This window comes from Acinetobacter sp. YH12128, from assembly GCF_013418655.1.
Taxonomy (GTDB): domain Bacteria; phylum Pseudomonadota; class Gammaproteobacteria; order Pseudomonadales; family Moraxellaceae; genus Acinetobacter; species Acinetobacter amyesii.
Window position 1 is genome coordinate 141,491 of the sequence record NZ_VPBO01000005.1, and the last position, 14,048, is coordinate 155,538.

The 14,048-nt window shown below is 39.6% G+C and carries 13 protein-coding genes and 1 pseudogene; 2 read left to right on the forward strand and 12 right to left on the reverse strand.

Going from position 1 to position 14,048, the window contains the following annotated elements; all coding sequences use genetic code 11:
- Positions 1 to 434: 434 nt before the first annotated feature.
- The 11 genes from FTU64_RS04830 to acnD all read right to left on the reverse strand — a co-directional run bounded on the left by FTU64_RS04830 (position 435) and on the right by acnD (position 9,807).
- Positions 435 to 1,100, reverse strand: coding sequence for a pseudouridine synthase (locus FTU64_RS04830; RefSeq protein WP_180055552.1), 666 nt, complete (start codon positions 1,098 to 1,100; stop codon positions 435 to 437).
- Between the two features lie 85 nt (positions 1,101 to 1,185).
- Complete coding sequence (locus FTU64_RS04835; protein ID WP_180055553.1) at positions 1,186 to 1,644, reverse strand: GIY-YIG nuclease family protein; 459 nt, start codon at positions 1,642 to 1,644, stop codon at positions 1,186 to 1,188.
- Between the two features lie 1,800 nt (positions 1,645 to 3,444).
- On the reverse strand, positions 3,445 to 3,702 hold the full coding sequence (locus FTU64_RS04840; RefSeq protein WP_180059320.1) for a hypothetical protein: 258 nt from the start codon (positions 3,700 to 3,702) through the stop codon (positions 3,445 to 3,447).
- Between the two features lie 105 nt (positions 3,703 to 3,807).
- On the reverse strand, positions 3,808 to 4,017 hold the full coding sequence (locus FTU64_RS04845) for a hypothetical protein (RefSeq protein WP_180021366.1): 210 nt from the start codon (positions 4,015 to 4,017) through the stop codon (positions 3,808 to 3,810).
- A 218-nt stretch (positions 4,018 to 4,235) separates the two neighbouring features.
- A complete protein-coding gene (locus FTU64_RS16480; RefSeq protein WP_168378547.1) occupies positions 4,236 to 4,394 on the reverse strand; it encodes a DUF2569 family protein in 159 nt (52 codons plus the stop codon).
- Between the two features lie 107 nt (positions 4,395 to 4,501).
- A complete protein-coding gene (locus tag FTU64_RS04855) occupies positions 4,502 to 5,077 on the reverse strand; it encodes a DUF4126 domain-containing protein (RefSeq protein WP_168378546.1) in 576 nt (191 codons plus the stop codon).
- A 127-nt stretch (positions 5,078 to 5,204) separates the two neighbouring features.
- Positions 5,205 to 5,441, reverse strand: coding sequence for a hypothetical protein (locus FTU64_RS04860; protein WP_306669900.1), 237 nt, complete (start codon positions 5,439 to 5,441; stop codon positions 5,205 to 5,207).
- A 39-nt stretch (positions 5,442 to 5,480) separates the two neighbouring features.
- Positions 5,481 to 5,900, reverse strand: coding sequence for a type II toxin-antitoxin system VapC family toxin (locus FTU64_RS04865; RefSeq protein ID WP_180021368.1), 420 nt, complete (start codon positions 5,898 to 5,900; stop codon positions 5,481 to 5,483).
- The gene (locus FTU64_RS04870) at positions 5,900 to 6,130 is read right to left on the reverse strand and encodes an antitoxin (protein ID WP_078191134.1); all 231 of its coding nucleotides are present in this window, start codon (positions 6,128 to 6,130) and stop codon (positions 5,900 to 5,902) included. The genes FTU64_RS04865 and FTU64_RS04870 overlap by 1 nt, the downstream gene beginning before the upstream one ends.
- A gap of 67 nt (positions 6,131 to 6,197) precedes the next feature.
- Positions 6,198 to 7,106 carry a hypothetical protein gene (locus tag FTU64_RS04875; protein WP_180027259.1) on the reverse strand — a complete coding sequence of 303 codons (909 nt, stop codon included), beginning with the start codon at positions 7,104 to 7,106 and terminating at the stop codon, positions 6,198 to 6,200.
- Between the two features lie 82 nt (positions 7,107 to 7,188).
- Entirely contained in the window at positions 7,189 to 9,807 is a 2,619-nt protein-coding gene (gene acnD, locus FTU64_RS04880) for a Fe/S-dependent 2-methylisocitrate dehydratase AcnD (RefSeq protein WP_180055557.1), read from the reverse strand.
- A gap of 591 nt (positions 9,808 to 10,398) precedes the next feature.
- On the opposite strand from acnD, the gene FTU64_RS04885 reads away from it, so the two are divergent.
- Together FTU64_RS04885 and FTU64_RS04890 are read left to right on the forward strand one after the other, a co-directional pair.
- Positions 10,399 to 12,498, forward strand: coding sequence for a multicopper oxidase family protein (locus FTU64_RS04885; RefSeq protein ID WP_180059321.1), 2,100 nt, complete (start codon positions 10,399 to 10,401; stop codon positions 12,496 to 12,498).
- 117 nt (positions 12,499 to 12,615) lie between these two features.
- Entirely contained in the window at positions 12,616 to 13,347 is a 732-nt protein-coding gene (locus tag FTU64_RS04890; protein ID WP_180059322.1) for a folate-binding protein YgfZ, read from the forward strand.
- A 591-nt stretch (positions 13,348 to 13,938) separates the two neighbouring features.
- On the opposite strand, the pseudogene FTU64_RS04895 reads toward FTU64_RS04890, so the two are convergent.
- Positions 13,939 to 14,048: pseudogene (locus FTU64_RS04895) on the reverse strand (IS5/IS1182 family transposase); the annotation flags it as partial.

The window sequence follows — 14,048 nt, forward strand, 5'->3', positions numbered from 1 at the left end:
AAAAATTAAAATCAATAATTTATTTCATATTAGCAGAATAAATGCAAAAAACTGTATTTATCTGACCAAATACACACTTGCACACAATTTAACTAAAATGCTGTTTTAAATAATTTTAATAAAATATTTTTATATTAAAAAAGTAATCATTCAATATTCATTAGAAAATATAATAAAACCTTAAAAATGGCGTTTATTTACTAAAAGCTACAAAGAAATTTAATATCAATCTTTCTAAATTTTTCACATACTTTATAGAGATATTTAAATTATTTATATATCCCCAGAATTGGGGATATAGTGTATATCATGAATCATTTTTAAGCAGAAAAACCTATTTAAAGCTGTAGATATTCTGCGCTTTTTACGAGTCCCAAAGGTTTTAATTCAATGCAGCAGTTTTTATGAACAATGAGCATTCACATGAATATGCTTTAAAATTCTGCCGCACAATGAATATGAACAGCTTGTTGAGTTAAAGGCTGGGTAAATGCCAGATCGCAAGCATGTAACGCCATCCGTCCGAGTGAGCTCTGTTTTGCATTCGGGTGATACAGTTGATCCCCTATAATTGGGTGCCCAATATGCATCATGTGTACACGTAGCTGATGAGAACGCCCAGTCACTGGTGTTAATAATACTCGGCTAATATCCTTGCTTGCGTCATAGCTGATGGCTTGATACAAGGTTTTTGAAGGTTTGCCCAATTCAAAATGCACCATCTGTCGTGGGCGATTTTCCCAGTCCGTAATGAGGGGCACTTCAACACTACCCTCACCTTCGAGTTTGCCTTGAACCAAAGCCACATATTGCTTTTGAACCGTCCTCGCTTGGAACATTTTACTCACCGCCACTTCTGCATCGCGGTGTTTCGCAAACATCAAAATGCCTGATGTTGCCATGTCTAAACGATGGGTAATTTTTGCAGCAGGATACTGCTCCAAAACACGAAGATAGGCACTGTCATGATGCTCAGGCAAACGTCCCGGAACCGACAACAATTCCGCTGGTTTTTCGATGACAACCAAGTCTGCATCTTCATACAAAATACGTAGAGGACCTTGAGGCGGCGCATAGACAAAGTTGGGATCTAAAGGCATGGACAGACTGTGTACTGGGAGAATGTCGGCAAAATAACAACTGACTAATTCGCTGTCAATCGACTTTGGCCGATCAGGTCTAACCCTAACGATTATTGGTCCCCAATTTACCAAAGGCTGGCGCTAATGAATGAGATAAATCATCCTCCAGTAACTGTAAGATGCTTGCACTCGTGGTCGATGGATACTGATGTAGTGTGATGCGATATTCGCCCTGAAACCACTGCGATAAATGCAATGCATAGGTTTGTTTAGGCCCGAAACCTAGATGTTGTTTTAAACGGCTCTTTATACCTGTTCGTGATGATCCAACATACAGAATGTGATTGGGTTGATTTAACTTGGCACAGGCATGGGTTTTCAATGCCTTAAATGCGGCATAGTCTTGATATGTCTGCTGTATATCGCCACCGACTAGCTCTATAACATAAATATAAAGTGTATGTTGAGCAAGATCATCAAAGCTTGAAAACTCAAATATACGCTCAGCTTTAGTCTGCTGTGCCTGCAGACAATCCTGTATCAATTGATCCAGATAACCCATAACAAAATTATTTAAAATTTAGACAGTTAAGCATAACAACTTTGTGAAAAAGGACAATCTGAAGCTTAGATTAAGTTTGAGTTGTTCTGCGTGATATTTATTACATCAGCAATGATCAAAGTTTGTTGGGAATATATGCGAAGTTTGGAATTTTGAAAAAGATAGATGGATTTATTATTCGATTGAATTCTTAAAAATTTTTAGGGTGTAAGAGAAAACAGTGTTGTTTACTTCAACTATCATCACTTTGTAAGTCATGATCTTATAGCCTATAAACTTCTGGTTTATAGCGTCCTAAGCTGAATCGAGACCTTTTGGGTGAGTACTGTACACGTGTTTTGCACCACTGACAGCATGCTACTCTTTTCAATCTCTGTAACACCCTTGAGATATATAGTAATGATTTCGATGAGGGATTGTTTCCCTGAAAATTACTGTTTTTATCTTATTTTAAAAATATTTTTCATATTTGAAGATATATTGAAAATATTTCCCTTAACAAGGGTTTTTTAACATTTATTCCATCTTATAAATGAATTTTTACGAAAATTTACGCTACAACCTAGCGTTCAAACACAGAGTTCATTTGAATTTCAAACAAGACGGTTAGCCAATGAGAACATATATTGAAATGAATGTTTCAACTGGATTCAGAGTCAACAATCTATGCCACAGCGAGATTTGAAAAATCGTGATCTGTTCGAAAAAAGTAGTAAGAAGCACAGAAGCTATTCAATATGATGAAAATGAAGTTCGTTGAGAGTTAAGGCTTGGATTAGGACAATTTGCAAGAGAGATGCCTGACGATCTTTGAGCTTGTGCTGATTTCACTGGTGTGGTTTGTTTTGTGTGGATTAAAGGAGTAATTATTGTTTTTTATTTTGGCTTAAATTTTTGGGGTGGTATAAGAGAAAACAATGTTGTTTACTTCAACTATCATCACTTTGTAAATCATGATCTTATAGCCTATAAACTTCTGGTTTATAGCGTCCTAAGCTGAATCGAGACCTTTTGGGTGAGTACTGTACGCGTGTTTTGCACCACTGACAGCATGCTACTCTTTTCAATCTCTATCACACCCTTGAGATATACTTTAACCAAAGGGCATCGGGATTAATTTCCTAAGTTTTTCTAATTTTCTGCAAATTCAGCAAATTTTTTCAGCCATTTTAGGTTTGGCAGGATATTTTATCTTTTCAGCTCATTTCAGTGTTTTTTATCTGCAGATATGGTCAATTTTAAGAAATTTTTCTTACACAACAGACCAAACGTGCAAACACGGGGTCAAAATTAAAATATATCGCCGCTGAACACTCCCCGTACGCTTCAATTATCTACATTGATTATGACTCACAAAACACCGCTCAGTGAGTAACTAATGATCTAGATCTATCTTTGTTCTACTTATTGAACTGAGGTTACGCAGTAATATCAGAAGCGCAATTTGCTTCAAATAAATGAACGATACGCGGTAACGTCATCCGCAAGTGTTTGAGACAGGGCTACTTTTAATCAAAAATGTTTTTGCGATACTGTGAATAATTTGACGGTAATGAGCGAGTTTTGCGGTGAGGAGCATTGCTCCGCAAGATGGTTTCCTTGCGAAGCTTCGCTTCTCATTTTGCCGAATGAGAAACAATGTTTCGTAAGAGTACCTCCAGCCGAAGGCTAATCCCTTTATTCAATCCCTAGATATAAGACGCCGTCGAATAGAATTAAAAATCATTTTAAAAATGCAAAACTACTTTTAAGTGTGTAACATCAGCTATTTAATGGATGATCTATTCAACGCATTATTGGTCATTGAGCTAAATAGCTTTGTACCCACTGTGCGCTAAACCACCAACCACTATATGCCGTCATACCACAAAGTAAATTGGCCAAAATTTTATTCATTCGACTGAGGTCTGATGCATATATTTTGAGATTGATCAAATAAGCAATCACGGCATATACCAGTCCAATCGCACCACCAATGATAATCAGGATCAAAGGCCATGCTGCATAGGCATGTGCCTGCGCTGGATATTTTGTAGAGCGGATGGTTTCTGTGGTCATGCTGTATATCCTATTAATAACGCGATTACCTGTTTTAGTTAGCAATTTCTGCGCCATTTTTCTTGGATATACAGCGTTATTTCAAGGTTAATGCATGTTGAATTTCTAGCTTTGACTACAGCATTTATCGCAACCAACAACTTTTTCTGTTGGCCAGCTCATTCGTGCACGCTTATAAGCGAGTTCGAAATTGGCAAAATAACCAATCAATATTTGCTGCTCAAACTGCGGCATGTCTACACATCCTTGCGTACCATTGTGAATTAAATGCGAGCCATTCGTTAAGGCATTTTCATCGACTATAAATTTAATCATCTACCATTCCCCTCATTATTTTTTATAAAATTCAAAGATTAAATAAATCCATATGAAAAGTATGTGATTTATAATCACATACTAAAATTATGCCTTTATTGTTTAAAAATCAACCATATTTTAAAGATTTTTTTAGCCGTCTCTTGGATGCATTAAACGCAGAATGAAGTGCTCTTTTAGGACGGATAGGTGAAATTGCTCGATAGTATTTTTTGCGCTTAAGCCGAGTGCTTTGAATGTTGAGTAAAGGTATTTTTCACTCGAACTGACATCAACAAATACGGCGTCCAAATCAGACAACCCATAGTACTCGTCGCTAACTGTATGATGGTCTGTGTATCAGTAGCGCTTCTTATAATTTTTATAATCTTTATCAAACTTTGCTAATACTCAGTTTCGGATTTTTATTTCTATATTTATTAAACAAAACGCAGATCACTCACTCTAAAAGATGGATTCATTTTAGAGTGAAATATTGATTGGTTTATAAAGGGGTATCGACCTGTACAGTTCGTTTTTGGCGTATGCGGCGAACCAACCAGATCACGATTGCAATCACTAAGATCACCACGAAAAATGGGACTAAAAAGGCCAATACTGACAAGACTGCAGCACCAATCCATTCCCCTGTAGATAAGATTGGATTTGCAACGCCACCTGTGGTTGCGGTAGATACGCCACGCGCTGCGACGGTACTCATTTGCACTGCTGTTGCTGTACCACCACCCACGATAATTGCTGCCGCCCAACTGGCAAACTGTGACATTTCACCTGAGCTTACTGCCATTGTGGCAATCGTCCCTGCGATCATTGCTGCGGGTGTTGAAATGGTGTCGAGCGCATTATCTACCCAAGGAATATAGTACGCGGCAATTTCACAAACCGTCGCAATTCCTAAGCCAATACAAACCGCAGGCATAGACAACCATTCGAATCCTTTCATTGGTTCGAATAGTCCTAAAATGGAAGCAACACTCATCACCAATAAAGGTACAAAGACACGGAAGCCACAAGCAGCACTTAAGCCAATACCAATACACAGTCCTAATATTGTTTCCATGGGCTTCTCCGAACAGTTAAATGTGCAATTTGTTTTTATATATGCAGTGTTATACGTTAGCAAAAAGCCCTATCGAGTGATAGGGCTTTTCTTTCTAAACAGCGGATAACTGTTAGTGTTTTGCAGCTTAGGCATTCTTATTGTTAAATTGATTGCCTTGGCATTTGGTACACGGTGGTAAACGATCAGTACCAATTTCTAAGTAGACGCGGTGTCCGCATTGAACACAAAAATAGAAGCCTGTTCCGGGTTTTTGACCAGCAGTAACCATTTTTGTTCTCCATATGTTTTTAGAAATGGTAGATTCAGTATAACCCTCTTGTGATGAATGTCTATTGGTCATTTCGACAATTGATAATGGCATTTAGGCAAAGCATAATTTCGAATGGAAATTTTGGTGGGTTTACAGCGATTTGCTGAGCCAGTTTTCTACTTGCAGTTCGTCTACACGCAGAAATTCTTTTTCATTGTTTGTGACCATGACCCAATTATTTGATCGTGCATGAGCAGCTAGCCATAAATCGTTATTGCCAATTATTTGCCCCTGAAGCGCTAACTGTTTTCGAATTTGAGCATAGTGTACGGCGGTGTGTTCATCTAACTCTATAACAGGAATGATTGAAGTTAATTCATCAATCACTTTGAAAGCTTTGTCTTTCCATTGGCTTTTTTCCGCACCAAAGCGAAGTTCACCTAAAGTAATCACTGAAATAAAAATATTGCCGTCAGGTAAATGTCTTTCAAAATGCTGACGTACAATTTCGGGTTGATGCTTGGTGATATAGATACAAATATTTGTATCCAATAAATATTGTGTTGGCATCAGAACTCTTCTCGTTCTTGCGGTGGTTCATCCACTCTTGTTTCTGCATAAAAGTCGTCTGGCATTTGTGCCAAAACCTTAAATAACTGATCTGCTGTGACCGGTTTTTCACGCAATATGACTTCGTCACCACGGCGGAAGATTTCAACTTCCTTGCCTTCAAAGCGAAATTCTTTAGGTAACCGAATAGCTTGACTGCGACCTGTCATAAAAACTTTTGCTGTAGTCATAAAGCGACTCCATAAGTTTTGATATATACCTTATGATGGGTATTTTTTGAATAATTTTCAATCAATACTATATATTTAATAATGAACTTAAATATGGCAAAACAGGCAAAATTAATCCACTAACAACAGTTGCATGATCAGACATAAAACTTATTAATTCCTTATATTTTTCACTATATTTTACAGTTCCAACATTCCGTCCTAGCTCTTCTACTTTATTCTCTAGCTCTTGTAAAACAGAGTTTTCATCACTATTTTCTTCCTGAATCTTAGTAATTATCTCCAAGAATTCTTTTGGAATTTCATTATTTGTAGATTGTTGAATACCGCTGTTGCTATTCCCTGAAGCTAAATTCCCAACATTTCCTGAAATATTTATATTAAAAATCTGACTCACCTTATCTTGTGGGATAGGATTCGTATTCAATTTTGCTTCTCCAGCTTCAGGATTAATAACTTCTATTTCTAATACGAAATTTAATATTTTTGTTTTTACAATATCAATAATCCCCTCTAATTTTGTAGAAGGTATAACTTTCCAAGCCTGTACACACACCATATTCTTATAAATTTTATTGCTAAACATAGCCACAAAATTTGCGTCCCACGGTTGTTGTAACAGTTTACCCTTTTTAGCATTTATTACTAGTGACTCAAATTCAGCAATTGGAGCAGTTAATGAAACCGTTGTTAAATTCTTTCGAAATTCTTTAGGAAAGCAATTTGATGGAATGTCAGCATTTCTTAGCCCAGATCCAAATGCACCTGAAAAATGACCTTTTGAATTAACATCGTTATAAATTCGATAAGAAGGAATACCATCCAACGATTCATATCCATTAAGCTCTGAATCAACCCATGTTTTAAAATCTTCATTTCCCAATCGATAAGCTAAAACTTTACATCTTCTTAATAAATCAGAAACTTTAATATTAGAGTTTACTGCATCGTTCTGAATTTCTCTTAAAAGAGACATTTTTCATTTTCCAAAAAATAAAGCCATATCTGACATATGGCTTTATTGAATTATTTCAAGTATTAAAAGGACTTATTTTAAATTACGCCACATTTCCTTCCAAGAAATCCTGTGCAAAGCGCTGCAATACACCACCCGCTTCATACACATGCACTTCTTCTTCAGTGTCTAAACGGCAAGTCACAGGCACTTTAATAATTTCATTTTTGCCGTCTGCCGTCGAACGCTCAACCACCAAAGTCAGGTCAGAACGCGGCGCGATATTGCCAATCACGCTATACAGCTCAGTACCATCCAGCTTCAAAGTTTTACGGTCTGTACCCGTTTTAAACTCAAGCGGCAGCACGCCCATACCTACTAAGTTAGTACGGTGAATACGCTCAAAACCTTCTGCCACGATCACTTCTACACCTGCAAGGCGCACACCTTTAGCAGCCCAGTCACGGCTCGAACCTTGACCGTAGTCCTTACCTGCAATGATGATCAGCGGCTGCTTACGATTCATATAAGTTTCGATCGCTTCCCACATACGCATCACTTCGCCTTCTGGCTCTACGCGCGCTTTTGAACCTTGCTTGATCGTACCGTCAGAACGAACCACCATTTCATTAAACAATTTCGGGTTAGCAAATGTTGCACGTTGTGCAGTCAAATGGTCGCCACGGTGGGTTGCGTATGAGTTAAAGTCTTCTTCAGGCACGCCCATTTTATGCAGATATTCACCCGCAGCCGAATCCATCATGATCGCATTTGAAGGCGATAAATGATCTGTGGTGATGTTGTCAGGTAAGATCGCAAGCGGACGCATATTTGCAAGTGTACGCGGTGCAGCCAAAGCCCCTTCCCAATACGGCGGACGGCGGATATAAGTACTTTGCGGACGCCAGTCGTATAACGGGCTTGCCGCTTTTTCACGCTCACCCAAGTCAAACATTGGGATATACACTTTCTTAAACTGTTCAGGCTTCACCGCTTCTTTTACCAACGCATCAATTTCTTCATCAGACGGCCAAATGTCTTTCAGGTAAATTGGATTGCCATCTTTGTCATTACCCAATGAATCGGTTTCGATATCAAAACGAATTGTCCCTGCAATGGCATACGCCACAACGAGTGGAGGCGAAGCCAAGAACGCTTGTTTTGCATAAGGATGGATACGGCCGTCAAAGTTACGGTTACCTGAAAGTACCGCAGTTGCGTACAAATCACGATCAATAATTTCTTGTTGAATTTTTGGATCTAAAGCACCTGACATACCATTACACGTGGTACATGCATATGCCACAATACCAAAACCCAGCTTTTCTAAATCACCGAGTACACCTGCTTCTTCTAGGTATAAAGCCGCAGCTTTAGAACCCGGTGCAAATGATGATTTCACCCAAGGTTTACGCACTAAACCCAATTCATTTGCTTTACGTGCCAACAAACCTGCCGCAACGGTATTACGGGGGTTAGAGGTATTGGTACAAGAGGTAATGGCCGCGATGATCACAGCGCCATCTGGCATTAAACCTTCTGCTTCTTGCGCACGCGCTGCTTCTAAGTTGCCTGCAATACCTTTGGCTTTTAGGTCAGCCGTCGATACACGTGCATGCGGGTTCGATGGCCCTGCAATGTTACGGGTTACTTTCGACAAATCAAAACGCAGTACACGCGGGTATTCCGCAGCGGTCATATCAGACGCCCAAAGACCGATTTCTTTGGCATAGCCTTCAACCAATTTCACTTGATCCGCTTCACGGCCTGTCAAAGTCAGGTAATCAATGGTGTTTTGGTCGATGTAGAACATCGCTGCCGTTGCGCCATATTCAGGGGTCATGTTCGAGATCGTTGCACGGTCACCCACTGACATGCTGTCAGCACCTTCACCGAAAAATTCTAGGTATGCACCGACTACACGTTCTTTACGCAAGAATTCAGTAAGTGCTAACACGATGTCAGTTGCGGTAATGCCCGCTTGACGCTGACCAACAAGTTCTACACCAATGATGTCTGGCAGACGCATCCAAGATGCACGGCCGAGCATGACATTTTCAGCTTCTAGACCGCCGACACCGACAGAAATCACACCCAATGCATCAGTATGCGGCGTATGTGAGTCTGTGCCCACGCAAGTGTCTGGGAATGCTAGACCATCACGGTTTTGAATCACCGGAGACATTTTCTCCAAGTTGATTTGGTGCATGATACCGTTGCCCGCAGGGATCACATCGACATTTTCAAAGGCTGTTTTAGTCCATTCAATGAAATGGAAGCGGTCTTCATTACGGCGGTCTTCAATCGCACGGTTTTTCTCAAAAGCGTCTGGGTCAAAACCGCCAAACTCTACAGCAAGAGAATGGTCAACGATGAGCTGCGTTGGAACAACAGGATTAACTTTTGACGGGTCGCCACCTTGGTCTGCAATCGCATCACGCAAGCCTGCAAGGTCAACCAATGCGGTTTGACCGAGGATGTCATGGCACACCACACGTGCAGGGTACCAAGGGAAATCGTGGTCTTGTTTGCGGTTAATCAGCTCTTTTAAAGATTGTTCTAAGATTGCAGGGTCGCATTTACGAACCAACTGCTCTGCAAGGACTTTAGATGTATATGGGAGTTTTGCGTATGCGCCTGGCTGAATATCTTCTACGGCTTGGCGTACATCGAAGTATTCTAGCTGGGTGCCTTGCAGCGGTTTACGGTAGTTGTTGTTCATAGCGTTCCTGCCCTCGGTCTTTCATTTTTTTGCGTTGTCTTTTTCATAGACAATTCATCTTTGTTCGATAGGCATACTACACTGCCGAAAACCCATTTCCCAAATCTCATATATTTCATAGAGTTAAATATAAAAACAGGGGTTTTTGAAATATTTAGTTACACTAACTTTGGAATATTCGCTCTAAATGTGAATTTTTTTGAAAAATAGCTGCAAATCTGCCTCATTCTTTAGTCTAAGGAAAATTGCACTGCATAATAATTAATCTAAATATCAACCAAATTGATTAAAAATCAGTCTTATCAATTTTAGTATTTAATAATCAAGGCATTAAATTACTTCATTAGCTCATTGCTCCTTAAAGCCACAATGTGAATCAAAGCACGGTTTTATTATTTATTTTATCTTAATTCTCAATTTATCCCTATTTGCAGGGATAGCGTCGAATCACCCCACTCTCAGATAATAAAAGCACGACATACAAGCACAGTAATTCACTGTATTCGCCAAAATAATCACAATATTTACAAAACCTTAGCTAAATAAATCTGCGATTACTGTTCTACCGTCATTATGCTTTGGGGAAAGATCATGACAAAATTTAAAACCATCATTGGGGCTGGCTGCCTCTTAAGCTGTCTCAGCTTCATTGCCTGTGGCGACAACGACCAATCGACAACAGATTCGACGATTCAAGAAGAGGAAGTAGACTCACCGACTGTCATCTCGAATCCACCACGTTTGAAAGCCAATGCACAAGGTGAGCATGAACTGCTGATTGCCTATAAACGCCAAGCCTTATACGACCCTGAAACGGGTGAAAATGACCTATTACAGGTCAGAGGCTATCTGACTAAACCTGAACTCTGGAACTCGAAAAATAGCGATGGCAGTGTTTCGGATGTGTTGGTTGGCCCACAAATTCGTGCGAAACAAGGTGACAATTTAAAAATTCATCTGGTCAATCATCTCCCTGTTGAATCGACGGAGACCTGTCCAAGTCCAGTGACCAATATTAACCAAGGGAACTGTTTTAACACCACAAATTTACATACACATGGTCTCTGGGTTAGCCCGCAAGGAAATAGTGACAACGTATTTTTGAGCTTAAAACCTCAGCAAGATTTTCATTACGAATTTAAGATCGAACCGAATCATCCTGCGGGAACATTTTGGTATCACTCGCATGTGCATGGTTCAACCGCGATTCAGGTCTCAAGTGGCATGGCTGGCCCTTTGATTATTGAGGGCGAGCGGAAACCTGTCATTCGTCAGGGGCAAATTCAGCAGACTGGAGATTTGGACATCTTATGGAAAAATCAAAAAAACCAGCAGTATGACCATGAAAAAATCATGCTATTCCAGCAGATTCAATACAATGAAGATTGCGACAGCAATTTAAGCCAAGTGAATGGCACACCCTGCCTCTATAGCTTAGAAGATTATTCAAAACTCGATATACCAACCTCATGGGCGGATGAAAATCGTTTTACCAGTATCAATGGCAAAATGTTTGGTGAAATTAAGGTGGATCAGAACCAATACCACCGCTGGCGTATGATTCATGGCGGTATCCGTGACACCATTGGTTTGACCATCAAAGAACTGCCTGATTCTGCGCTCTTTACCGCAGAGCAAACCCTGAGCGAATGTCAAAAATATCAAAGCAAGTCGATGTCTTCACAGTTTAAAACGCTGAAAACATTACCGTTATATACCCTTGCACAAGACGGCTTGACCATGGGGAAAATCCAAAAGCAAGGGATTGAAATTTTTCAACCGGGTTATCGCTTTGATGCCATGCTCGCCTTCCCGACCACCAATAAATACTGTGTATACGATACCAAGCTGAATCTAGAAGATGAAATTAATGCGCCTGAATCAAGTCCGCTACTTCGTCGCGCACCGGAAGAAAAACTCAATACGCAGCTCCTCGGTTGGGTCAATGTGCAAGCAACCCAACTACCACAGCAAACGCCGTTTAACTTCTTAAAAAGTCAGGCCACCCAACTAAAACTGGCACCAGAAGTGATTGCACAGCTCGAACAGGGTGATTTATCAGCCTTTATCTCGCATGCGAGTTTAATGACTGCTGAAGTCGATGAAATGCTCAAAACAATGGCGAAGCAAATCACCAACTTTGACATTTTGTTCAATGTAGATGGCAGCTTTAAATTTGGTATTCGTCATGCCGAAGAAGGCACCTTGATCAGCTTTGGTGACGCCTACCACGATGAAGACCATACCCACCACAGCTATGTCCGCAAGCTTCCAATCGGGCAAACCCAAGAGTGGGAGTTGAGCAGTAATGTTGCCAGTCATCCCTTCCATATCCATGTCAATCCATTCCAAGTCGTGAAAATATTGAATGAAAATGGTGTCGATGTCAGTGCCATCGGCAGCTCAGATAAAGATGGTGCGGGAAATATTGACTCGCAATATCATGGAATGAAAGGCGTTTGGAAAGATACGCTCTTTGTTAAACAGGGCTATAAAATCTTTGTACGCAGCAAGTACGAAAAATTTGAAGGCGACTTCGTGCTGCACTGCCATATTTTAGACCATGAAGATCAAGGCATGATGGAAACCGTACGTATTTGTGGCGACCAATATGATTGTAATAGTGAACCGCCTTCACATCATTCCTCTATGGATATGACTGCAAGCGATATGCCGACACACAATCACTAAGACCGATCTATGCTGTACAAAAGCCCATATCAATATGGGCTTTTTGTTTGCCTAACACTGCGGCTTGCTGCAAAATAACATGATTAATGATATCTAAAATTTATACTGAGGCTGGTCATGACAACGTCTATGGCATTCACATCTTTTTCTCTCAACGGTGTCGATGCACAAAAATTTCTACAAGGGCAAGTGACTTTGCATGTTGAACGCCTTGAAGAAAATGCAACACGTTATACTGCAATCTGCGACCTCAAAGGCCGTATTCACTTTGGTTTATGGCTCACCAAACACAGTGCTGAAAGTTTTTCTATTGTCACAACGGCAGATCAAGCCGAAGAATTTGCCAAACATATTAAAAAATATGGTGCATTTTCTAAGATGAAACTTGAAGAAACTGGTGCAGTTTTTCCGAGTTTAGTTGGTGATGAAACGACATTTACTTCGGAACCGACGGATGTTGTTGCATGGGAAATTCAAGCGATTCAAGCGGGTCAGGCCTATATCGACCAAGCTATTGAACATGTGTTCCAACCGCAAGAGTTACGTCTACATCAGCGTGAAGGTGTCCACTATGACAAAGGCTGTTATTTGGGTCAGGAAGTGATTGCACGCTTATGGTTTAAAGCCAAACCGAAAGCTTGGCTGCATGCGATTTCAGGTACAGGCGCTACTCCTGCACAAGGCGAACAGCTGAATAAAGGCGTGCAAGTGGTAAATAGCGCGGCTGTAGAAAATGGTTATGTAGCACTGGTTGTTGCTCGTCCAGAAGCTTTGGAAGAGTTAGATGTAACTGTTTTAGCCTTGCCTGAAGCTTTGAATGGTGATGTGGCACGTCCGCAGTCAGCTTAAATAAATTCAGAAGATAGCTACATTTAGCTATCTTCTTTTATAATAAATCTAAGTTTTAAATTTTAAAAATTCATCATATTAATTTGACTATTTTTAAACTAAAATACACTCCGAATTTTAACAATAAACTATATAACGATGCATCAGACACAATTTCAAGACCCAAAGCATAAGTTAATTGCACTCTACTATGGTGGTTTTTCAATATTAGCAGTTTTAATGATATTTTATTTTATTGGTTTTCTTAATCTGTTCTCAATTAACAATATTATTTATCTACTGTTCCTTCTTCAACTTATCATTACAATTTCTGGCAGTTATCTTTACTGGAAACAAAACATTAAAGGTTTAATAACCCTAAAATGGATAAGTTTTAGTTTGATCTTCCTTATATGTACGCCTTATTTTTTATATATTCCAAATATTGCACTTATTTTTGGTTTTTACATAGAAGCAACTCCTGATTCTTTTTTCTATCTACTAAAAGCACATATAGGCTACAACACGTCAATAAAATTCAATACAGATGGAACATTGCCTTGGGGCTTTGGTTTAAATTTTATTGAGTTAATTATAGATTTCTTTCATAAGTCATTTTTCACTCAGCTCCAAGTTATAAATTCCAGCAATTAGATTGAATCTTAATGCTAGTCTTTTGCCTCGATTGCGATATCGCTCAGCAAGAATTTTGAAGGTTTTCA